Annotated in this window: 19 protein-coding genes and 1 pseudogene; 13 read left to right on the top strand and 7 right to left on the bottom strand. The window is 62.5% G+C overall.

The annotated features are described in order from the left end of the window. Positions 1–2: 2 nt before the first annotated feature. Positions 3–2432, top strand: coding sequence for a TonB-dependent siderophore receptor (locus IDM28_RS09270; RefSeq protein ID WP_188035771.1), 2430 nt, complete (start codon positions 3–5; stop codon positions 2430–2432). A 138-nt stretch (positions 2433–2570) separates the two neighbouring features. Continuing rightward, positions 2571–2774, top strand: coding sequence for a hypothetical protein (locus IDM28_RS09265; RefSeq protein ID WP_150569503.1), 204 nt, complete (start codon positions 2571–2573; stop codon positions 2772–2774). A 5-nt stretch (positions 2775–2779) separates the two neighbouring features. Here the strand turns inward: IDM28_RS09265 and IDM28_RS09260 are convergent, their stop codons facing one another. The 3 genes from IDM28_RS09260 to IDM28_RS09250 all read right to left on the bottom strand — a co-directional run bounded on the left by IDM28_RS09260 (position 2780) and on the right by IDM28_RS09250 (position 5366). After that, entirely contained in the window at positions 2780–3604 is an 825-nt protein-coding gene (locus IDM28_RS09260) for a substrate-binding periplasmic protein (RefSeq protein WP_188035770.1), read from the bottom strand. 149 nt (positions 3605–3753) lie between these two features. After that, complete coding sequence (locus IDM28_RS09255; protein WP_101318693.1) at positions 3754–4494, bottom strand: SDR family NAD(P)-dependent oxidoreductase; 741 nt, start codon at positions 4492–4494, stop codon at positions 3754–3756. Between the two features lie 44 nt (positions 4495–4538). After that, entirely contained in the window at positions 4539–5366 is an 828-nt protein-coding gene (locus tag IDM28_RS09250) for an amidohydrolase family protein (RefSeq protein ID WP_101318691.1), read from the bottom strand. A 143-nt stretch (positions 5367–5509) separates the two neighbouring features. Here IDM28_RS09250 and IDM28_RS09245 point away from each other — a divergent pair, with 143 nt between their 5' ends. Next, a complete protein-coding gene (locus IDM28_RS09245; RefSeq protein ID WP_150569507.1) occupies positions 5510–6463 on the top strand; it encodes a LysR family transcriptional regulator in 954 nt (317 codons plus the stop codon). Position 6464: 1 nt separating this feature from the next. Here the strand turns inward: IDM28_RS09245 and IDM28_RS09240 are convergent, their stop codons facing one another. Continuing rightward, complete coding sequence (locus tag IDM28_RS09240; protein WP_150572925.1) at positions 6465–7358, bottom strand: LysR family transcriptional regulator; 894 nt, start codon at positions 7356–7358, stop codon at positions 6465–6467. A 151-nt stretch (positions 7359–7509) separates the two neighbouring features. Between IDM28_RS09240 and IDM28_RS09235 the strand changes: the two are divergent. From IDM28_RS09235 to IDM28_RS09210, 6 genes and pseudogenes are all read left to right on the top strand, one after another. Then, a pseudogene (locus IDM28_RS09235) lies at positions 7510–8332 on the top strand (MFS transporter). Positions 8333–8403: 71 nt separating this feature from the next. Continuing rightward, positions 8404–9465 carry an SDR family oxidoreductase gene (locus tag IDM28_RS09230; RefSeq protein WP_101318686.1) on the top strand — a complete coding sequence of 354 codons (1062 nt, stop codon included), beginning with the start codon at positions 8404–8406 and terminating at the stop codon, positions 9463–9465. Positions 9466–9564: 99 nt separating this feature from the next. Further along, positions 9565–9720 (top strand): DUF2986 domain-containing protein, encoded by a 156-nt coding sequence (locus IDM28_RS09225; RefSeq protein WP_101318684.1) that lies wholly within the window; start codon positions 9565–9567, stop codon positions 9718–9720. A gap of 385 nt (positions 9721–10105) precedes the next feature. Beyond that, the gene (locus IDM28_RS09220; protein ID WP_101318682.1) at positions 10106–10825 is read left to right on the top strand and encodes a gluconate 2-dehydrogenase subunit 3 family protein; all 720 of its coding nucleotides are present in this window, start codon (positions 10106–10108) and stop codon (positions 10823–10825) included. Between the two features lie 36 nt (positions 10826–10861). Further along, complete coding sequence (locus IDM28_RS09215; RefSeq protein ID WP_188035769.1) at positions 10862–12631, top strand: GMC family oxidoreductase; 1770 nt, start codon at positions 10862–10864, stop codon at positions 12629–12631. An 11-nt stretch (positions 12632–12642) separates the two neighbouring features. After that, on the top strand, positions 12643–13959 hold the full coding sequence (locus IDM28_RS09210; RefSeq protein WP_101318678.1) for a cytochrome c: 1317 nt from the start codon (positions 12643–12645) through the stop codon (positions 13957–13959). Positions 13960–14011: 52 nt separating this feature from the next. Here the strand turns inward: IDM28_RS09210 and IDM28_RS09205 are convergent, their stop codons facing one another. The 3 genes from IDM28_RS09205 to IDM28_RS09195 are packed head-to-tail and all read right to left on the bottom strand — an operon-like array spanning position 14012 to position 16019. Then, positions 14012–14329 (bottom strand): hypothetical protein, encoded by a 318-nt coding sequence (locus tag IDM28_RS09205; RefSeq protein WP_150569513.1) that lies wholly within the window; start codon positions 14327–14329, stop codon positions 14012–14014. Continuing rightward, the gene (locus IDM28_RS09200; RefSeq protein WP_181089522.1) at positions 14329–14478 is read right to left on the bottom strand and encodes a hypothetical protein; all 150 of its coding nucleotides are present in this window, start codon (positions 14476–14478) and stop codon (positions 14329–14331) included. Before IDM28_RS09200 ends, IDM28_RS09205 begins: the two co-directional genes overlap by 1 nt. A gap of 59 nt (positions 14479–14537) precedes the next feature. Continuing rightward, entirely contained in the window at positions 14538–16019 is a 1482-nt protein-coding gene (locus IDM28_RS09195) for a helix-turn-helix transcriptional regulator (RefSeq protein WP_101318674.1), read from the bottom strand. Positions 16020–16251: 232 nt separating this feature from the next. On the opposite strand from IDM28_RS09195, the gene IDM28_RS09190 reads away from it, so the two are divergent. The 4 genes from IDM28_RS09190 to IDM28_RS09175 all read left to right on the top strand — a co-directional run bounded on the left by IDM28_RS09190 (position 16252) and on the right by IDM28_RS09175 (position 21069). After that, on the top strand, positions 16252–17241 hold the full coding sequence (locus IDM28_RS09190; RefSeq protein WP_150572937.1) for a hypothetical protein: 990 nt from the start codon (positions 16252–16254) through the stop codon (positions 17239–17241). Between the two features lie 133 nt (positions 17242–17374). Continuing rightward, on the top strand, positions 17375–17554 hold the full coding sequence (locus tag IDM28_RS09185) for a CsbD family protein (RefSeq protein ID WP_101318671.1): 180 nt from the start codon (positions 17375–17377) through the stop codon (positions 17552–17554). Between the two features lie 68 nt (positions 17555–17622). Next, positions 17623–18393, top strand: coding sequence for an SDR family NAD(P)-dependent oxidoreductase (locus IDM28_RS09180; protein ID WP_188035768.1), 771 nt, complete (start codon positions 17623–17625; stop codon positions 18391–18393). A gap of 111 nt (positions 18394–18504) precedes the next feature. Continuing rightward, entirely contained in the window at positions 18505–21069 is a 2565-nt protein-coding gene (locus tag IDM28_RS09175; RefSeq protein ID WP_188035767.1) for an EAL domain-containing protein, read from the top strand. The last annotated feature ends 61 nt before the right edge of the window (positions 21070–21130 follow it).

Raw genomic sequence — 21130 nt, 5'->3', positions numbered from 1 at the left:
CCATGACCGCCCCTTTCCCGGTTGGCCGCCTCAGCGCCAGCCTTCGCAGCGCCCTGCTCCTCTCCACCCTGCTTGGGCTGGGCCTGGCCATGCCCGCCAAGGCTGCCGACAGCAGCGAGCGCGATTACCACATCCAGGCCGGCGACCTGGGCACTGCGCTGACCCGTTTCGCTGCTGAAAGCGGCGTGGTGCTGTCGTTCGACCCAGCGCTGACGCGGGGTCTGGCTACGGCTGGCCTGGATGGCAGTTTTGCTTCCGATCAAGGCCTGCAACGACTGTTGCTCAATTCCGGCCTGCAAGCGGTGCGCGAGGGCGACGGTCGTTACTCGCTGCAACCGATCGCACAGGACGGCGCGGCCCTAGAGCTGGGCGCCACCGAAGTGATTTCCAATCAGTTGGGTACCGTCAGCGAAGGCACCGGCTCGTACACCCCAGGCTCGATCGCCACCGCCACCCGGCTGGTACTGACCCCGCGCCAGACGCCACAGTCGATCACCGTGGTCACCCGTCAGCACATGGATGACTTCGGCCTCAACAGCGTCGACGACGTCATGCGTCACACCCCGGGCATTACCGTTTCAGCCTTCGACAGCGAGCGCAGCAACTACTACGCGCGCGGCTTTTCGATCAACAACTTCCAGTACGACGGCATCCCCTCGACCGCGCGCAACGTCGGCTATTCAGCCGGCAACACCCTCAGTGACATGGCCATCTACGACCGCGTCGAGGTGCTCAAGGGCGCGACTGGTTTGCTCACCGGCGCAGGCTCGCTGGGTGCGACCATCAACCTGGTACGCAAAAAGCCTACGGCCGACTTCCAGGGCCACGCGACGCTGGGCGCAGGCTCGTGGGACAACTACCGCAGCGAGCTGGACGTCAGCGGCCCGCTCAACGACAGCGGCAACGTGCGTGGGCGAGCGGTAGCGGCCTATCAGGACAAGCACTCGTTCATGGACCGCTACTCGCGCAAGACCCCGGTGTACTACGGCATCCTTGAGTTCGACCTGTCGCCAGACACCCTGCTCACCGTCGGCGGCGACTATCAGGACAGCCTGCCCAAGGCCTCGTCGTGGTCAGGCAGTTTCCCCCTGCTCAACGCCCAAGGCCAGCACAACAACATCTCGCGCTCGTTCAACAATGCGGCTGACTGGAGCAGCTGGGAGCAGTACACCCGCACCGTGTTCGCCATGCTCGAGCACAACTTCGACAACGGCTGGGTGAGCAAACTGCAGGTCGATCACAAGATCAATGGTTACCACGCGGTGATGGGCACCATTCAGGGCACCACGCCGAATGCCGACGGCACCTCGGCGATCGTCCCCGGCAAGTTCACCGGCGAGACTGTCAGCGACTCGGCCGACCTGTATGCCTCCGGCCCGTTCAGCCTGTTTGGGCGTGAACACGAACTGGTGGTCGGCGGCTCCATCGCCCACTCCAACTGGGATGGCAAAGGCTACTGGAACTACACCCTGCGCGAGCCCAACGTAGTCGACTTCAACAACTGGCACGGCAACATTGCCGAACCGGACTGGGGCAGGCCGTCGCAGCGTACCGACGATACCGTGCGCCAGACCGGCGCCTACTTCACCACCCGGCTCAACATCACTGACGACCTGAAAGTGCTGCTCGGCGGTCGGGTGGTCAACTACACCATCAGTGGCCTCGACCCGACCTACAAGGAAAGCGGCCGCTTCGTGCCCTACGTCGGCGCCATCTACGACCTCAACGACACCTACTCGGTGTACGCCAGCTACACCGATATCTTCATGCCGCAGGAAGCCTTCAATCGTGATCGCGACAACAAGATGCTCGAGCCGGACGAAGGCCAGAACTACGAGATTGGTCTGAAAGCCGAGTTTCTCGATGGCCGCCTGAACGCCAGCGCCGCTTACTTCGAGGTGCATGAGGACAACCGCTCGATTTCCGATGACGAATACAACGATCGCGTGCCCACGCCAGACAACTATGCCTTCAAGGGCACTCAGGCAGTCACCAAAGGCTACGAGCTCGAAGCGACCGGCGAGCTTGCGCCGGGTTGGCAGGTCCAGGCCGGCTACACCCACAAGATCGTGCGTGATGACAACAACCTGAAGATCTCCACCTTCGAACCTGAAGATCAGGTCACCCTGTACACCAGCTACAAGCTGACCGGTGCACTCGACAAGCTGACTATCGGCGGCGGCGCGCGCTGGCAGAGCGTGGCCTGGCAGGACATCTACAACACGCCGCAGGCGCGCTACGAGGAGTTTTCGCAAAAGTCCTACTGGCTGGTAGATGCCATGGCCCGCTACCAGTTCACCAAGCAGCTGTCCGCGACCGTCAATGCCAACAACCTGTTCGACAAGACTTACTACACCAACCTCGGCTTCTACAAAGCCGGCGCCTACGGCGAACCGCGCAACTACATGCTGACCACTCGCTGGGACTTCTGACCGCGCCCCGAGGACGTGGCGCCCGCAACGGGCGCCCTGGTGCGGCAGGCTGCCGTCGGTCGCCCAATCATGAGCCTCCTTGCACGCTTGCATGATGCAGACTAATAGTTAATGCATCTGCCTGGGGAGGCACTCGACATGCAGCCGCGCTTTGTTGTGGTTCCGGCTATGCCAAAAGAAAAACCGTGCCCGCAGCACGGTATTCGTCTTTTTACAGGGGCGGCCTGCAGCGGCTTCAACCTGTACGACAACGTCGAAAAGCTGCGATTGCAACTGACCTTCAATCAGCGAGCTGAGGCTGAAGCGGAGTGCTCGCGGCTTAACGTGAGTGCGCCTGGCTGAAACGTTCAGGGCTTGCCAGGCAACGTTCCGGGCTCGTTCTGACTGCGCCAACGCTGCAGGTTGTGCATGACCCACTGCGCGGGCAACGGCCCGGCGGCCACCTCTTGCATGCTCGCCGCCAGCCGCTGGCGCAGCTCGGCCACGTTGCATGGCGCATTGTGCGACACGGCCAGGTACAAACCCTCGGCAGATACCGGCGGCTCAAGCATCTGCAGCTTGTGCTCCACACCCAGCGTGCGCGCCAGTGCCATGCCGGGATAGCGTTCGAACAGCACGTAGTCGTTGCGTTTGTGCAGCAGCTTCTCGAACGCCTGGTGGGCGCTGGGCACGGCTTCCAGGTTGAGATTGGCGCTGGCGAAGTCATCGAACGCCTGGCCGTGGCTGTTGTTGACCAGGGTGCCGCCACTGCGTCCTTTCAGGTCGTCCCATTTGACGTAGGCAAAGCCGTCATCACGACGGACCCAGACCATACTGGCGGTGGTCAGAAAGGCCGGCTTGATGAAGTCCATGGTCTGTTCGCGCGTTTGCGTGATGAACAGACCGGCAAGCAGGTCGATACGGCCGTTGCGTACCTGCTCTTGCGCCCGCGACCACGGCCCGCTGTAGACCACGGCGATGTCGATGCCCAGTTGCCTGGCCACATGCTGGAGCAAGTCGACATTGGCGCCGATCAGCAGTGCCGGGTTGTCCGGGTCGCGCCACAGGTACGGTGGATATTCCGGATTACCGGTAGCGGTCAGGTGCCGACAGTCGTCCGCTGCCATCGCAGCCATCGGCAGCAGCAGAATCAGCGACAACAGGCAACATCGCCAGCGACAGCGTTCGAGCATTGGCGACCCTCGGCAAGGATGACGGTGCGTCTGCCCAAGCAATCCCGGCAGACTGACGACGCCCCGTCAGTCTGGCCCAGAATTGCCCGGGCGCCAATGCGCGCGTGGCGGGTTTGCATGCCGCAGGTCAATCGTTGGCAACAATCCCGTCAATAGGTGGCTCGGCCGCCACTGAGGTCGAACACGAAGCCGGTGGTGAAGCTGCACTCTGGGCCGGCGATCCAGGTGACCATGTTGGCGATTTCTTCGGCCTTGAGGAACCGCCCCATGGGGATCTTGGCCTTGCTCGCGTCGATGTGCTCTTGGGTCATCTCGGCCATCAGTGGCGTCTCGACCATGGCAGGTGCCACACAGTTGAGCAGCACCCCGTCCTGCGCCAGCTCCTTGGCTGCAGCCTTGGTGAAGGCGATCACACCAGCCTTGGCCGCCGAATAGCCGGAAATGTACTGCACGCCGTCCTTGCCGGCCATCGAGGCGATATTGACGATGCGGCCGTAGCCGCGTTCGCGCATATGCGGGATGACCGTGCGGCAGCAATAAAACACGCCGTTCAAGTCAATCGCGATGACCTTGTCCCAGGCTTCTACCGGATACTCCCAGGACGGCAGCACCGGCCCGTTGATGCCGGCGTTGTTGACCAGAATATCGACCCGGCCCAGGTTCTCGATCAGTTCGGCAAAGGCCGCCTCGACCGAGGCCAGCGAGGCGACATCGACGGCCTGGCACATTGTTGGCTCGAAGCCAGCGGCAGTGCTGTCCCAGCTATCCACCGCCAGATCCCAGATGACGATACGGGCGCCTTCGGCATGCAGCCGGCGGGCAATGGCCAGGCCGATGCCGCGCATGCCACCGGTCACAATCGCGGTTTGTCCTTCGAGGTGCAGGCTCACGGTGTTGCTCCTTGGTTGAGATTACAGGCGGTGATGGCCGCGGCTCAGGCAAAGCCGAACAGCCGGCGTGGGGTGTCCCACATGATCTCGCGGCGCAGTTGCGGGTCTGGCATCAGCCGCTCGGCAAGCTTGAGCAGCGGGCCGTAGTCGATCCGCGAGTGCTGACGAATGAACGGCCAGTCCGAGCCCCACACGCAGGCGTTTGGGCCGAATGCCTCGATCAAGGCCTGCACATAGGCATGGCTCTGGGCGTGCAAGGCATCGGCCGCGGCAAACTTCTGCATACCCGACAGCTTGACACTGGCGCGCCCGGAACGCGCCAGCTTGAGCAACGCCTGAAAGCCCGGTTGCCCTACCCCGGCCGCCGCGTTCGGCCGGCCACAGTGATCAATCAGCAGGCGCACCGGACTACGTTCGAGCAGCCCGTGCAGCTCCAGCAACTGGTCATCACACACCTGAATCTGGGCAAACATGCCCAACTCGGCCAGCTTGGCCAGACGTGCTTCGGCACCATCCATGGTTTGCAGGCCGTACAGCGCCGGGTTGAAGGCAACCCCAACTACGCCCTGGGCCTGCAGCGCAGCCAAGGCGTCGAGGCTGATAGCGTTGTCGACCACCGCAATGCCCTTGAAACGGCCCTGACCAGCTGCCAATGCCGCCAACAGACAACGGTTGTCGGTGTGGTAGCCACTGTTGGGGCCGACCAGTAAGGCATTGCATACGCCGTAGGCAGCCATGACCTCCTCCCACTGCGTCAGCGTGGCCACTTCCTGGCCGGAGGGCGCATACGGCGCATCGGGGTGATAGGGGTAAGCTACTGGATCAAACAAATGGTTATGGCAGTCGATCTTTGGCTCGTCGAAAATACTCATGCGTTTCTCTCTCCAGACGCCGCAGCGCGGGCCCGCAAATCTTGGTATTGTCGCCACCGACGTGGCGCCAGGCAGGAGCTAACGATACTGCGCAGCCGCCACCAGCGCTCATACCTGGATGAGCAAGACCATAACCAAAGGTAATGATTATGCCCTCAGACCGACCGAGCGCAGATCACATGCTGTTCAAGCTGCGGCACATGGAAGTATTCCGCGCGGTGATGCTGACCGGCTCGATCAGCGCCGCGGCCAAGCTGCTCTATGTCTCGCAACCAGCGGTGAGCAAGCTCATGGGCTACATCGAAGGGCGCCTGGGCTACCGCTTGTTCGAACGGATCAACAATCGCCTGGTACCGACCGGCGAGGCGCAGGTCCTCTATCGTGAAGTCGAGCGGGTGTACCAAGCGGCGTTGGTAGTCAACGACTGTGCGCTGGCACTGGCCAGCGGTGCCCAGCGCACCTTGCGCCTGTGCTGCAGTGCCTCGCTGTCGACCGTGGTCATCCCGGCAGCGCTGGCCCAGCTCAAGCGCGAGGTGCCGGCGCTGAATATCGAATGGCAGACCACGCTCATGGTCGAGATGGCCAATCAGATCCTGTCGAAAAAGGTCGACCTGGCCATCGCCGCCCTGCCGCTGCCGCACGACCACCTGCACTCGGTGCCCTACATGCGCGGGCGCATGGTTGCGCTGATGCCGTTCGACCACCCGTTGGCGCATCACCCATCCCTGTCATTGCAACAACTGCAGGGCTATCCCCTGCTGCTGTTCCGCCCGGACATGGCATTCGGTCAATTGCTCGGCGAGGCCTTCAGCCGCTGCGGCGTGCAGCTTGATTCGCTGTTGTCGTTCACCAATGCAGTGGAGGCCGTGGCACTGGTCAAGCAAGGCATGGGTATGACCATCATCGACGAGTTCGTCGCCCAGGACAGCGGCCTCAAAACTGTGCCGCTAAGTGATGAGATCAGCTTCGATATCAGCTTTGTCTACTCGCGCTTCGAACCACCAGCCCAGGCCACGCTGCAGTTGATGCGTATCTTGCAGGCGCAGGCAATGCAGCTGGGCCGGGCGATCGAACCAGTCGAACCGGCGCTCACCTGAGCTACGGGCGATAGCGCATCGCCTCGACAAAGGCGGTAAATGCTGGCGAGGGCTGCCGCCGATTCGGGTAATAAAGGTGAAAGCCCTGAAAGTACGGGCACCAGTCCGCCAGCACTTCCTGCAAGCGCCCCTCAGCGATCAGTGGCGCCGCCAGGGCGTACGGCACGTAGCCAAGGCCGATACCGTCAACCGCGCTGTTGAGCACGTGCATGATGCTGTTGACCACCAACTGGCCCTCGCCCTTCACGGTAAAGGCCTGGCCATCCTTCTCGAACTCCCACGCATAGATCGATCCAGCAGGGCGGTGGCGGATATTCAGGCAGCGGTGCTCAGTGAGCTGGTGTGGCGTCTGCGGTATGCCGTGAGCGGCGAAATACTCGGGTGAAGCAACCACCGCAAGGCGCCAGTCCGGGCTGATGCGCACGGCGATCATGTCCTTGCTGATCGACTCGCCCATTCTGATCCCGGCGTCGAAACGCTGCTCGACCACGTTGGTGAAGCCGTAGTCCACCATCAGCTCCAGGGTGATATCCGGGTAGGTCTGCAGAAAGGCCTTCAGCTTGGGCCGGATGTACAGATCGATGGCGTCATCGGTGCAGGTGATGCGCAGGGTCCCGGCAGGCTTGTCGCGCAGCTCGCCGAGCGCCTCGACCTGCTCGGCAATCTGCTCGAACAGCGGCGCCAGCGACTGCAGCAAGCGCTGCCCGGCCTCGGTGGGCGCGACATTGCGGGTAGTCCTGGCCAGCAACCGTACGCCCAGGCGCTGCTCCAACGCACGCATCGCATGGCTCAACGCCGACGGCGTGACGCCCAGCTGGGCCGCTGCCTTGGTAAAACTCTGTTCCTGGGCGACAGCGATGAACGCTTGCAGGTCGTTGATCTTGGCGTGCTTCATTGCTGATATTTTCTCACAACCACATTCAGATTCCCTCTACTAATCAGCAGACGCTCTATCAGTCAAGATTTAAACCACGACACGTCAGCTGCATTGTCCTTCAAAAACGGAATCCATTATGTCCAGCCCAACCATCGAGGCCTCGCCGGGTATGCACCGCAACGACGGCCAGGGCAGTGCGCCCGCTTACTGGAGCGGCATCTTTGCCATGACCCTGTGCGTGTTCGCGCTGATTGCCTCCGAGTTCATGCCGGTAAGCCTGCTTACGCCAATCGCTCGCGACCTGAGCGTCAGCGAAGGGCTGGCCGGCTACGGCATTGCCATCTCCGGCGCGTTCGCCGTGCTGACCAGCCTGACCATCGCCAGGCTGGCCGGCTCGCTCGACCGCAAGACCCTGCTGCTGTTATTGACCGCACTGATGTGCGTATCTGGGCTGATTGTCGGCTCGGCCAGCAATTACAGCGTCTACATGCTCGGCCGTGCCCTGATCGGCGTGGTCATCGGCGGCTTCTGGTCGATGTCTGCGGCGGTTGCCATGCGCCTGGTGCCCAAGGCCAGCGTGCCCAGGGCGCGTCTCGGGCTTTATCGGCACAGTGCTGATCGGCGCCTTCCTCAAGCGCAACCTGTACCGGCCATTGATCTTCATCCCGTTGTTGATGGCCGTCATCGGCGTAGGCCTGGTCATGTTCGGCACTTCGGTACCCGCCGTGTTCGCCCTGCTCGCCCTGTGGGGCCTGTTTGCCACTGCTGCACCGGTGGGCTGGTGGGCTTGGCTGGCCGAGTCGCTGCCCAATGATGCAGAAGCCGGCGGCGGGCTGATGGTGGCGGTAATCCAGTTGTCCATCGCACTCGGCTCGACCGCAGGCGGGGTACTCTTCGACAGCAGTGGCTATCGGCTGACATTCTTTGCCAGCGCCGCACTGCTGGTCCTGTCAGCGCTGCTGACCCTGCGCGCCGCTCGGGCCAGCGGCTGAATCGAACACAGATCGGCTTGAACCTCTGGCGTGCTGGCCTGCTCAGAAAACCATTACTTGAGGAGAACATCATGACCCAGACAGCATTGGTAGTCGGCGCCAGCGGCATCGTCGGCAGCGCCATCACCCAGCTTTTGCTCGACAATCACTGGCAGGTGGCAGCGCTCTCGCGTACGCCAACGGCGGCGCCGGGGATCATCCCGGTGGCCGCAGACCTGCAAGACCCTGCCTCGCTGCAGGCGGCGCTGGCCGACCTCAAGCCTACCCACGTATTCATCACCACCTGGTCGCGCCAGGCCAGCGAAGCGGAAAACATCCGCGTCAATGGCGCCATGGTGCGCAATGTGCTCGCAGCGCTGCGCCCGGCAGGCAGCGTCAAACACGTCGCTCTGGTCACCGGCCTGAAACACTACCTTGGCCCCTTCGAGGCCTATGGCAAGGGCAGCCTGCCGCAGACGCCGTTTCGTGAGGAACAAGGCCGGCTGGATGTCGAGAACTTCTACTACGCCCAGGAAGACGAACTGTTTGCCGCTGCCGAGCGCGATGGTTTCACTTGGAGCGTCCACCGCCCGCACACCGTCACCGGCGTGGCCGTCGGCAATGCGATGAACATGGCAACCACCCTCGCCGTATACGCCAGCATCTGCAAGCAAAGCGGCCGCCCGTTCGTGTTCCCCGGCTCGCGCGTGCAGTGGCAGAGCCTGACCGACATGACTGACGCCCGCCAGCTCGCGCAGCAGCAACTATGGGCGGCGACTACCCCTGAAGCCGCCAATCAGGCGTTCAACATCACCAATGGCGATGTGTTCCGCTGGCAGTGGATGTGGGGCCGGATCGCCAATTACTTCGGCCTCACACCCGCGCCCTTCCCCGAGTCGCCGACGCCGCTGGAGGCGCAGATGGCCGATGACCAGGCGCTGTGGAGCCAGATCGTCGCCGAGCATGGCCTCAAGGAAGCCGACATCAGCCGCCTGGTCTCGCCCTGGCACACCGATGCCGACCTCGGCCGGCCGATCGAAGTCGTGACCGACATGACCAAGAGTCGGTTGCTGGGCTTCAGTGCCTATCAAGCAAGTGATCGGGCGTTTTTCGAGGTGTTTGATCAATTGCGAGAGGCACGTTTGATTCCCTGAGGTTTACGCTTCAGTCGCTCTGTGCGCCGGCCAGCCGGCGCACACGCGCGAGCTGAAATCGCGATATCATGCCGGCGTCCATTCGCAGGTAGAAAGCACATGAACCGCCAGAAAAAACTGCAACAGCTGTTCAAGGCCAAGGCGCAAAAAGCCAACGCCAAACTCGCCCCGAAAAAACCCAAGTACATCTGCAAGGCAGACCGTCTGAAAGCCGCTGCCGAAGCAGCTGAGGCCGCTGTATCCAGCCCTGAATAAAGCAGCCAGACAGCTCTCGCGACCGGCATGCATCACTCAGCTGGTGCATTGAAGGCCTGCGACGCTAGCGACATTGACATCCATCCAGAAATGTTTTGTAACAGACTCGGTAGCTTGCTATGCTTCTCGCTACCCGTGATGTCCAAATCAGGCCTAATGACGCCCTCGAGAGGGTCGTTCATTCAAGCCACGCGACTGCCAGGCTTCATACAAGAGCAGCGCCCAATTCAGTCTCCCCACACTTCGTAGAGCCGTTTTTGCTGTAGCGCCTGACCAGGCACACTGAAAGATAGCGCTATCTCATCTGAGACTATCGCGGCTCCTACAGGTAACGGATTACCGGATACATCTCGGGTTCCTCGTGAATAGTCATAGGTGAACCCGCATGCTGATTGCCACGCAAACATCGCGAAGAAAGTTTCTGCTGTCCTCGCTGATCGCCTTGCCCGCCATGGGCATCGCCCTCAACGGCCTGAGCGCCGCTGCCGCCGCCGAGCTCGCCGCGCCGAGCCTGGACAGCTACACGCCGATCTTTTTCACTGCAGCCGAATGGACCTTCATCCTGGCTGCCTGCGACCGCTTGATCCCTGCTGATGGCCGCGGCCCCGGTGCGCTGGAGACCAACGTGCCGATCTTCATCGACCAGCAACTGGCCGGTGACCTGGGTAGCGAGGTGTACCTTGAGGGCCCGTTCGACGTCAACGCGCCGGCCACCCTCGGCTACCAGCTGCCGTTCACTCCGCAGCAGATCTACCGCCAGGGCATCGCCGCGCTCGAAGGCTGGTGCCAGGCCAAATACGGCCAGCACTTCGCCCTGCTGTCCCTGAGCGATCGCGAGCAGGTGCTCAAGCAGATGCAGAACGGCCAGGTCGACTTTGCCGCCCACGGCGAGCCTGTGCTCAAGGCCAAGCTGCTGTTCAGCGAACTGCTCAACATCACCCGCCAGGGCTGGCTTGCCGATCCGATCTACGGCGGCAACAAAGGCATGAAGGCGTGGATTGCGATCGGCTTCCCCGGCGCGCGTGCCAGCTACCTGGAATGGGTAGCCCAGCACAACGTCCCCTACCCGCTCGGCCCGGTCAGCCTGACCGGCCAGCGCGGTTGAACCCTTCGCCAAGCGACAGAGCATTCAAGGTTACCTATGCCAAACATTACCAATGACGAAGTCGATGTAGTCGTGGTCGGCCTCGGTTGGGCCGGCTCGCTGATGAGCATCGAGCTCGCCCAGGCCGGCCTCAAGGTGCGCGCCCTGGAACGTGGCGAAGACCGCAGCAATGCCGACTTCACCTACCCCAAGCCCGCCGACCAGTACGCTTACGGCGTGCGCAACAAGATCATGGTCACGCCCAAGGACGGCGCCCTCACCGTGCGCCACAACATGCAGAGCACCGCTCTGCCGACTCGCCAGTGGGGCGCATTCGTGCCCGGCACCGGCGTCGGCGGCTCGGGCCTGCACTGGACCGGCGTGCTGATTCGGCCAACGCCGACCGACATCAAGCTCAAGACCTACGCCGACCAGGCCTACAAACCCGGCGTGCTGGGTGAAGGTATGCAGATTCAGGACTACCCGTTCACCTGGGAAGAAATCGAGCCGTACCTGGATAAATTCGACAAGATCTGCGGCCTGTCGGGCAATACCGGCAACCTGCAGGGGCGCATCATCGAAGGCGGCGACCCGTTCGAAGGGCCACGCTCGAGCCCCTTCCCGCTGCCGGCGCTGGAAGACACGCTGAACAACACGATGTTCGCCGAAGCCGCGCGCAAGCTGGGTTATCACCCGTTCCCCAACCCTTCGGCCAACGTTTCGCGCGCCTGGAAAAACCCCTACGGCAACCAGATCGCGCCGTGTAACTACTGCGGTTATTGCAGCAAGTACCCGTGCCTGAACTACTCCAAGGCCTCGCCGCAAACCGCGGTGATGGACGCTCTCAAGCGCATGGACAACTTCGATTACCGCACCAACGCCAACGTCCTGCGGGTTGAGCTGCACGCCGACGGCAAGACTGCCAAGGGCGTTACCTATGCCGATGGCCAGGGCAACGAAGTGTTCCAGCCGGCCAAGATCGTCGTGCTGGCGGGCTTCCAGTTCGTCAACGTGCGCCTGATGCTGCTGTCGGGCATCGGCCAGCCGTACAGCCCGCTGACCGGCAAGGGCACCATCGGCCGCAACTATGCCTTCCTCAGCGTTGGCGGCAGCACCCTGTTCTTCAAGGACAAGACCTTCAACCCGTTCGCCACTGCCGGCGCCACCGGGCAGATGTTCAACGACATCTCGCCAGGCAACTTCGACGGCCCGGCACTGGGCGTGATCGGCGGCGCCAAGATCCACAGCTCGCAGGCCACCGGCACGCCGATCGGCACCGCCCTGCCCGCCGGCACCCCTGAGTGGGGCCAGGGCTGGAAAGAAGGCATGCAGGACTGGTACGGCCATTCGATGAAGGTCAGTATCTCTACCGGCTGCATGTCCTATCGCGAGCACTACCTGGACCTCGACCCGACCTACAAGGACCCGTGGGGCCAGCCGCTGTTGCGGATCACCTTCGACTGGAAGCCCAACGAGCTGAAACTGCAGCAGCACCTGCGTGGCATCGTTGGCGACATCACCAAGGAGCTCAACCCCGACAGCGTCAGCGAAAGCTACCTGGACATGGATTCGCACTGGGACATCACCAAGTACGTCTCCACCCACAACGTCGGCGGCGCGATTATGGGCGACTCGCCCGAGACCAGCGCGCTCAACCGCTACCTGCAGAGCTGGGACGTGCACAACGTATTCGTCCCCGGCGGCAACGCCTTCCCGCAGAACTTCCAGGCCAACCCGACCGCGCTGATCGGCGCGCTGACCTTGTTCGCCGCCCAGGCGATCAAGGACCAGTACCTGAAAAACCCTGGCCCGCTGGTGCAGGCATGAGGAGCGCTTCGATGAAATCGACCCTGATCCGTCTGCTCCTGCTCGCGGCCCTGCTGGCATTGCTGGCCTGGGCCGTGAGCCTGTGGCTGAACCGCTCCGGCGACGCCAGCGCGCAGATGCCACAGCCGATCACCGAACAGTTGATCGACAAGGGCGCCTACCTGGCCCGGGTCGGCGACTGCGTGGCCTGCCACACCAGCCACGATGGCGGCAAGGCTTTCGCCGGGGGCCTGGGCATTGCTTCGCCAATCGGCACCATCTACTCCACCAACATCACCCCCGACCACAAGACCGGTATCGGCGCCTGGAGCTACGGTGAGTTCGAACGGGCCATGCGCCGCGGTATCGGCCATGACGGCAGCGCGCTGTATCCGGCGATGCCCTACCCGTCCTATGCCAAGGTCAGCGATGCCGACCTGCAGGCGCTGTATGCCTACTTCATGAAGGGTGTGGCGCCGGTGGAACAGGCCAACAAAGCCAATGGCATTGCCTGGCCGCTGTCGATCCGTTGGCCGCTGGCGTACTGGCGCGCGCTGTTCTCGCCTACGCCCGAAGCGGCTGCGGCGGACGCCGTGAGCATCGACGATGCCCAACTACAGCGCGGCGCCTACCTGGTTCAGGGCCTTGGCCACTGTGGCTCATGCCACACGCCACGGGCACTGACCATGCAGGAGCAAGGGCTGGACGAGCGCACTGGCAGCTATCTCAGCGGCGCTGAGCTCAATGGCTGGGCGGTACCGGCGCTGCGCGGCATGCCGCACTGGAGCGAGCAGCAGATCGTTGACTACCTGGGCACCGGGCGCAACAGCATCGCCGCTGTGGCGGGCGAGATGAAGGATGTGGTCGCCAACAGTACCTCGCACATGAGCGACGAAGACCTGCTGGCGATGGCCGCCTACCTCAAATCGCTGGAGGCCACCGGTAAAGGTGAGTATCAGCACGCCCCGCAGCGCAGCCAGGCCACCATCGCCAAACTGACGGCGGCCAAGGACCTGGATCTGGGTCAGCGGCTGTACCTGGACAACTGTGGCGCGTGTCACTTTGTCACCGGCCAGGGCGCCGAGCAGGTATTCCCGCGGCTTGACGGTGCTTCGGTGGTCAATGCCGAGAACCCGTCGGCGCTGATCCAGGTAATCCTCGCGGGTGCCATGACGCCATCCACCGAACGTGCCCCTTCGGTGCTGCCGATGCCCGGCTTTGCCGAGCGCATGGACGATGCTGAAGTGGCCGCGCTGGCGAGCTTCCTGCGCCATGGCTGGTCGAACCAGGCCTCGAAGGTGACTGCGGCACAGGTCCGTGAAGTACGTGCCGCGCTCCAGCATCACTGAGGTGCCATAGCGCAATTGTCGCGGGCCGTCCTGGCCCGCGATAGCCGCTTGCTCAGGTCTGCAAACCCTCATACCACTGCGCATAGGGTGTATTCCGGACCTTGTGCCGATTGAAGTCGGCACTGCCATCGTCCCACCACACCGGGCCGCGTTCGCCCAGGGCTACCTTGGCCGCCTGCACGCCTGCTCTAGCCTCGCGCAACGCCTCTGCATCCACACTGCCCTTGGCCGCTTTCACAGCCCGTCGAGCAGTCATCAGCTCATTCACCAAGCGTTGCCGCTCTGGCTCGGCCAGGCTGGGATTGGAGCAGCGCCAGAGCACCCCATCGATCACGAAATAACGACCATCAGGTGTGGTTGGCGCGGCCATCAGTCGGCCTCTTCTGGCTCGACCGGATCGATATCTTCCTCTTCCTCAACCACCTCGGTGTGGCCATGGTTGGCAGGCTTTTGCGGGTCGTTGATGAACGGCACGCCGCTGGGCCCCTGTTCTTCCAAACCTTCCGTTGCTGGGTTCATTGTCAGTACCTCTCCAGTGATCAATGCGTACCGTTAGAGACCCGCGCGCCGGCCAACGTTCAACCCTGGCGCACGAACAGGCGCCGGTCGCGAGCCCAGACAATGGCCTCGCTGCGGCTGTGCACATCGAGCTTGGAGTACACCGTCGCCACGTGGTTACGCACGGTGTTGGGCGCCAGCTTGAGCCGCGCGGCGATTTCCTTGTCGGCCAGGCCTTCGCAGATCAGGCCCAGCACTTCGCGCTCGCGCGCGGTCAGGTCGGTCACTGACGCCGGCGGGAACTGGCGGGTGTTGAGGTTCTTGGCGTTGGCCAGTTTTTCGATCAGGGTCTGGCTGAACCAGGACGCATCGTGCATCACCGCCTCAATGGCTTCCACCAGCTCAAGCTCGGAGCGTTTGCGCTCGGTGATGTCCATCACCACCAGCAGGTAGCACGGCGAGTCCTGCAGGCTGACGGTGTCGGCGGCGAGCACGCAGTCGATGATCTCGCCGCCCTTCTTGCGCAACTTCAAGTCCAGGCCCTCGATGCGTCCGGACTTTTCCAGCAGGTCGAACAGCTGAGTGCTCACCTCGCGGCCTTCGACCACATCCAGCTCATCAACGGTACGTCCGATCAGCTCCTGCGCGGTGTAGCCCAGGGTCGCCAGGAACGCCTCGTTGGCGTCCACCACCTGCTGGCGGTCAGCACTGCACACCAGGGTCGGCACCGGGTTCAGGCGAAACGCCTTGGCGAAGCGCTCTTCACTCTGGCGCAACGCGGTTTCGGCCTTGCGCCGTGGCTCAAGGTCGGTAAAGGAAAACAGCATGCAGTCTTCTTCATGCATGTCCAGTGGCTGGCCGGCAACGATCACCAGCTTGCTGCCGCCTTCAGGCAGGCGCAATTCGGCCTGCATCTGCGGGATGGTACCGCCGCTGGTCAAGCGTTCGATGGCAAGGTCCTTGCGCTCGGCGTTTTCCAGCACGTCTACCTCGTACACCGAGCGGCCGATGACGTTCTCCCGGGTGTGCCCGGTCATCTCCAGAAAGCCCTGGTTGACCTTGATGAAACGCAGGTCGCTCAAGCGGCAGATCACCGCCGGTGCCGGGTTGGCGTTGAAGGTCTTCTCGAAGCGTTGCTCGGCACTCGCCCACTGGGTGGCATCGGCGATGATCAGCACCAGGGACTCCGGGGCGCCCTTGCTGTCTTCCAGGACCATGCTGCGGATGCGCTGCACGCGCATGCGCTCTTCTTCATCGCCTATCCGCAGCACCTCGACCAGCACATCACTGAACACGTCACCGGCCGCGACCCGGCTGATCGGGTATTGCTCGGGCTCCAGCGGGTGGTTGTTGCGATAGCGCAAGGCAAACCGCTCGCGGTACTCCTCTGCGTTGGCGCCCAGCTCGCTGATCTCGCTGACACCGTGCATCTGCAGGGCAGCTTCGTTGGCCCAGAGGATGGTCTGATCGACCTCGACCAGGATCACCCCATCGGACAACCCGGAGATGATCTGCTGCAACTGGCGGCGGTTGGTTTCTCGGGCAAGCACAGCGTCGCTCATGGGTCGATCTCCAGTGGGTCAAGGCGCACCCGGGTTAGAAGCACGCCGTGGCAAAAGGTGCCCGCCCAGCTTAGTGCATCGCCTGCCCGTGCAGATTAGTGCGAATGCACCAGATCGGGGGGTGCAGATGCGTCATTACAGGCCCTGGACGCCTGGGCAAACTCAAATCACGGTCCACCCACGGTGTGACTGAACTGGAATCTGCCTTGCTGAGGATGCATAGATGACTGACATGACTGACGCGTACGCAACCACTACCGCAGTGCCTGCCCAGCCATTGCGGGTATCGTGGAGCTCAGTGTTCGCCGGTGGTGCAATTGCCCTGGTGACTTATCTGCTGTTGAGCGTGCTCGGTACCGCGATCGGTGCTGGCGCGGTTGATCCGCTCGAAGCCGGCAACCCGCTGCGCGGATTCGGCACCGGTGCCGGTATCTGGTTGTTCGCCAGCACCCTGCTTGCAGTAGCTGCTGGTGCGTGGGTGGCAGGCCGCACTGCCCCCACTCGCGGTGGCCTGCATGGCCTGTTGAGCTGGACCATCACCACCCTGCTCACCACCTGGCTGCTGGCCTCGCTGGCCACCGGTGTGGTCGGCACCGCCGGCAATATCGCGGGCAAAGGCTTGTCGCTGGCCGCTGATGGCGTAGCCGCAGCAGCGCCGGGGGTTGGCCAGAGCATCAAGCAGCAGCTCGACAAGAACGGTATCAGCCTGGACTGGGACAGCCTCAAGGCTGAGCTGGACAAAACCCTGCAACAGTCCGGCAAAGCAGGCCTGGCGCCGAATAATGTTGAGCAAAGCGCTGCACAGGTGAGCGCCGAGACCGAACAGGCTGCGACCACCGTCGCCAATGACCCGACTCAAGCCATGGAGCAACTGCAGCAGTGGTTCGACCGCATCAAGCAGGCTGGCGACCCAGCGCTGAGCGCCGCTGACAAGGATGCACTGGTCAACATCGTGGCTGCTCGGACCGGCAAGAGCCGCGAAGAAGCCCAGCAGGTCGTCGACAACTACGCCCGTGCTTACCAGCAGGCTGCAGAGAAAGTCGAAGCCCTCAAGCAACAGGCTGAGCAGCAAGCCCGCGAAGCAGCTGACGTAGCCGCCAAGAACCTGTCCAAAGCAGCCTGGGGCACCTTGATCACCCTGCTTATCAGCGGCGCACTGAGCTTTGCTATCGGTCGCTTTGCGCTGACCAGCCGTAACCGCCAGATCGCAACGCTGCGCTGATTAGTTGATGGCAATGAAAGCGAAGAAGATGAAACCGAATTTATTTTCGCCAGGAGGTGCAACTGTTGAAAGCGGCAAGCGGTCATTAAAGATGTCGACGACACACACATACTATTGAGCTAGGAGAACGTCCATGAGCGGTACTTCTGACAAAATCAAAGGCATGGCCAACGAAGCTGTTGGTAAAGTAAAACAAGCCGTTGGCAAGGCCACCGACAACACTGAACTGGAAGTCAAAGGCAAGGTTCAGGAGAAGAAAGGTGAAGCTCAGCAAGTGGTAGGCGATGTGAAGAACACAGTGGACAAACACTGATAGTGTCGCCAACGTAACCCAGAACGGTCGTCCTCGGACGGCCGTTTTTTGCGTTTCCGAGGTAGTCGATGAAACTGATTCCCGCGCTCGCTGCCCCTGCCAGTGCACTGATCTGCGGCGCCAGCCAAGGCATTGGCCTGGCTCTGTGTCAAAGCCTGCTCGCCCACCCTGACGTCGAGCGGGTATACGCAGTAGCGCGGCACGCCAGTACCAGCGCTGAGCTGGAAGCATTGGCCCAGGACCATGGCCAACGCCTGCTGCGGTTTGACTGCGATGCCCGCGATGAGCAAGCGCTGGCGCAGTTGGCGCGCGAAGTTGGCGCGAGCTGCCAACACTTGCACCTGGTGATCAGCACTCTGGGTATTCTTCAGCAGGACGGCGCCCGCGCCGAAAAGAGCCTGGCGCAACTCGACCTCAGCGGCCTGCAAGCCACTTTCGCGACCAATGCCTTTGCTCCAGTGCTGCTGCTCAAGCACTTGCTGCCACTGCTGCGCAGGCAACCGACAACCTTCGTTGCGCTGTCGGCACGGGTCGGTTCGATCGACGACAACCAGCTTGGCGGCTGGTACAGCTACCGCGCCAGCAAAGCCGCCCTTAATCAATTGCTGCGCACCGCCAGCATCGAACTGCGCCGAGTCAACCCGGCATCCACCGTATTGCTGGTGCACCCTGGCACCACTGACACACAGCTGTCCCGGCCGTTTCAGGCCAATGTACCCGCCGAGCAGCTATTCACCACTGCGTTTGCCGCCAAGTGCATCCTCGAGCTGGCACGCCAGCATGGGCCCGAGCAGAGCGGTAGTTTCTGGGCCTGGGATGGCAAGCCGATCAGTTGGTAAGTCATGAACGGCGCCAACCGATAGACAGTTCATCGGGAACTGCCCGCCACTCCTCATCCTCGAGTTCACGCAGCCGATAACATCCATGAGCCCTTTCGAGCAGCGCAATCCATGTCCAACAGGTCTTCCAATGCTGTCAGCCCTTCCAGCGTACGGTTGGCCAGTGCGCCACTTTTCAAATTCGTTGCGCTGCTCGCTGGCGTGTTTTTGCTCGCCGCCATTTCGCTGGTCTATCTGGCGCAGGATCTCGACCGCACTGAGCAGGAAAAAAATGCCTTCTACGTGCGCAAGGCGGTGCAGTCGCTGGAAAAATCCTTGGCCGTAACGGTTCAGGATTATGCCTTCTGGGGCGATGCTTACCGCCATTTGCACGCCGAGGTCGACACCGACTGGGCCTACATCAATCAGAATATCGGCCCGACGCTGTACGACGACTTCGGCTTTCAGGGGCTGTTCGTGGTCGATGACCAGAACCGCACGGTGTATTCGGTAATCGATGGCAAACAGCGCAGTGAAGAGGCCAGCGACTGGCTGCGTCAGCCCATTGCCGGCATCGCCGACGCGGCCCGGGCCGGTGCCGAGGCGCAAACCTCCGTTACCCGCTATATCAATATTGGCGGTGCGCCCGCAGTGATTGCCGCAGCGGCCATCACCCCAGGCACCGATCCCACCGTCACGCCAGACAACCGAGCACACTCGGTGCTGATCTTTGTCGATGTGTTGGACCCGAAAAAACTGGCTGCCCTGGGCACCGACTTCGGTGTAGCTCAGCTGCGTGTAGCAAGCCATGGTCAGCATTCCGTTGATAGCGTAGTAACGCTGGCCGATGACGGCGGCACCCTGCAATGGACCCCAGCTCAGCCGGGTTGGCGCCTGCTGGCCGGTGGCCTGCCGCTGATCGGCCTGGCCGCTTTGCTGGTGGCGCTGATGACTTGGGTGATCCTGCGCCGCACCACCGCCGCCGCCCAGGCGCTGGACGCCAGCTTTGCCTCGTTGCAACACAGCCAGGCTGCCCTGGCCACCAGCGAAGCGCGCTTTCGCGATGTTGCCGAAGCCAGCTCCGACTGGATCTGGGAGGTCGACGCGGCCCTGCGCTTCACTTACCTGTCGGAGCGCTTTCAGTGCGTGACTGGACTGTCCAGCGACACTTGGCTGGGCGCCCACATCGACGATCTGCTGACCACCGAAATGGGTCTGCTATCGCAGTGGCTGAGCATTCCCAACCGCCGCCCCGAGATCAGTGTGCAATGCCGCTACCTGGATGCCCGCGGGCAAGCACGGATCACCCGCCTGTCAGCACGCACCTTGCCCGACGGCGGCGTGCGCGGCACCGCTACCGATGTCACCGAAGAAGTCGAAGCGCGCCGGCGCATCGAGTTCCTGTCTCAGCACGATGCCCTGACTGGCCTGCCCAACCGCACCCGCCTGCAGGCCTTCCTCGACGGCAAACTGAAGGCCCAGCCCACTGTCGAGCAGCCGCTGGTGATGCTCTGCCTGGACCTGGACCGCTTCAAACCGGTGAACGACCTGCTCGGCCATGCCGCCGGTGATCGGGTACTCAATGAAGTATCCAGTCGCCTGGCCGATTGCGTACGGCATGCCGACCTGGTAGCGCGGGTGGGCGGCGACGAATTCGTCCTGATCGTGACCGATGTCAGTTCTCAGGAAGAGGTCGAAACCCTGTGCCGGCGGCTGATCGCCTCCATCGAAATGCCGATCGCGATCGAAGACCAAGAGGTGTTCATCAGTGCTAGCATCGGCATTGCCATGGCCCCGCACGATGCCTGCGAGGCGACCGCACTGCTGCGCTATGCCGACATCGCCCTGTATGAAGCCAAGAGCGGCGGGCGCAACACCTGGCGCTTCTATGCCGGCGACATGAACGCGCGGATCATCGAGCGCAGACGCCTGGAAAGCGACCTGCGCCAGGCGATCAAGAACGGCGAGCTGGAGCTGCACTTCCAGCCCCGCTACCGCATCGCCGACGGCCAGATGGTCGGCGCCGAAGCCCTGGTGCGCTGGCAGCATCCGCTGCGCGGACAGATCGCACCGGATGTGTTCGTGCCGATTGCCGAAGAGTCCGGGTTGATCCTGGCGTTGAGCAACTGGGTGCTCGAACAGGCCTGCCGCAATGCCGCCAACTGGCCCGCGCAGCTGTTTGTATCGGTCAACCTGTCGCCATCCGAATTCAAACGCGGCAACCTGATCGAGCGGATCCAGCATGTGCTGAGCGCCAGCAACATCGCCCCTGCTCGGCTTGAGCTGGAAATCACCGAAGGGGTCATGCTCGACGATGCTGCGGGTGCGCTAGAGATCATGCGCACGCTTAAACGCTTGGGCGTGCGCATCGCCCTTGATGATTTTGGAACGGGTTATTCGTCGTTGAGCTACCTGCGCGCGTTTCCGTTCGATGGCTTGAAGATCGACCGAAGCTTTCTTAGTCGGTTGGACCAGAGCAGCAACAACGAAAGTGATCAGGCGATCATTCAGGCCATCGTTGGCTTGGGCCGAGCGTTGTCTCTCACGGTTACCGCTGAAGGCGTGGAAACTACGGATCACCTGAAACTGCTGCAGGCGGTGGCGTGTGATGAAGGTCAAGGGTATTACTTGAGTCGGCCGTTGGGCAGTGATGCGTTCAGGGCTTTGTCTGCGATTGCCGGTGGGGTGGATGCTTGAGGTTGACTCGCAGCGCCTCCCAGCTGTTTCTGGGCTCATGGCCGGAATCGTTGAACGTCTG

The sequence above is a fragment of the Pseudomonas sp. EZ-C24 genome (assembly GCF_014525325.1).
GTDB lineage: Bacteria > Pseudomonadota > Gammaproteobacteria > Pseudomonadales > Pseudomonadaceae > Aquipseudomonas > Aquipseudomonas shirazensis.
The sequence above is the reverse complement of the archived record's forward strand: the minus strand, read 5'-3'. Positions and strand labels throughout refer to the sequence as shown.

Coding starts and splice junctions, on each gene's coding strand:
- IDM28_RS09195 (WP_101318674.1), bottom strand. CDS start 16,019: ATGAGCGACGCTGTGCTTGCCCGAGAAACCAACCGCCGCCAGTTGCAG.
- IDM28_RS09210 (WP_101318678.1), top strand. CDS start 12,643: ATGAAATCGACCCTGATCCGTCTGCTCCTGCTCGCGGCCCTGCTGGCA.
- IDM28_RS09230 (WP_101318686.1), top strand. CDS start 8,404: ATGACCCAGACAGCATTGGTAGTCGGCGCCAGCGGCATCGTCGGCAGC.
- IDM28_RS09200 (WP_181089522.1), bottom strand. CDS start 14,478: ATGAACCCAGCAACGGAAGGTTTGGAAGAACAGGGGCCCAGCGGCGTG.
- IDM28_RS09205 (WP_150569513.1), bottom strand. CDS start 14,329: ATGGCCGCGCCAACCACACCTGATGGTCGTTATTTCGTGATCGATGGG.
- IDM28_RS09245 (WP_150569507.1), top strand. CDS start 5,510: ATGATTATGCCCTCAGACCGACCGAGCGCAGATCACATGCTGTTCAAG.
- IDM28_RS09175 (WP_188035767.1), top strand. CDS start 18,505: ATGTCCAACAGGTCTTCCAATGCTGTCAGCCCTTCCAGCGTACGGTTG.
- IDM28_RS09190 (WP_150572937.1), top strand. CDS start 16,252: ATGACTGACGCGTACGCAACCACTACCGCAGTGCCTGCCCAGCCATTG.
- IDM28_RS09260 (WP_188035770.1), bottom strand. CDS start 3,604: ATGCTCGAACGCTGTCGCTGGCGATGTTGCCTGTTGTCGCTGATTCTG.
- IDM28_RS09225 (WP_101318684.1), top strand. CDS start 9,565: ATGAACCGCCAGAAAAAACTGCAACAGCTGTTCAAGGCCAAGGCGCAA.
- IDM28_RS09180 (WP_188035768.1), top strand. CDS start 17,623: ATGAAACTGATTCCCGCGCTCGCTGCCCCTGCCAGTGCACTGATCTGC.
- IDM28_RS09250 (WP_101318691.1), bottom strand. CDS start 5,366: ATGAGTATTTTCGACGAGCCAAAGATCGACTGCCATAACCATTTGTTT.
- IDM28_RS09185 (WP_101318671.1), top strand. CDS start 17,375: ATGAGCGGTACTTCTGACAAAATCAAAGGCATGGCCAACGAAGCTGTT.
- IDM28_RS09265 (WP_150569503.1), top strand. CDS start 2,571: ATGCAGCCGCGCTTTGTTGTGGTTCCGGCTATGCCAAAAGAAAAACCG.
- IDM28_RS09240 (WP_150572925.1), bottom strand. CDS start 7,358: ATGAAGCACGCCAAGATCAACGACCTGCAAGCGTTCATCGCTGTCGCC.
- IDM28_RS09220 (WP_101318682.1), top strand. CDS start 10,106: ATGCTGATTGCCACGCAAACATCGCGAAGAAAGTTTCTGCTGTCCTCG.
- IDM28_RS09215 (WP_188035769.1), top strand. CDS start 10,862: ATGCCAAACATTACCAATGACGAAGTCGATGTAGTCGTGGTCGGCCTC.
- IDM28_RS09270 (WP_188035771.1), top strand. CDS start 3: ATGACCGCCCCTTTCCCGGTTGGCCGCCTCAGCGCCAGCCTTCGCAGC.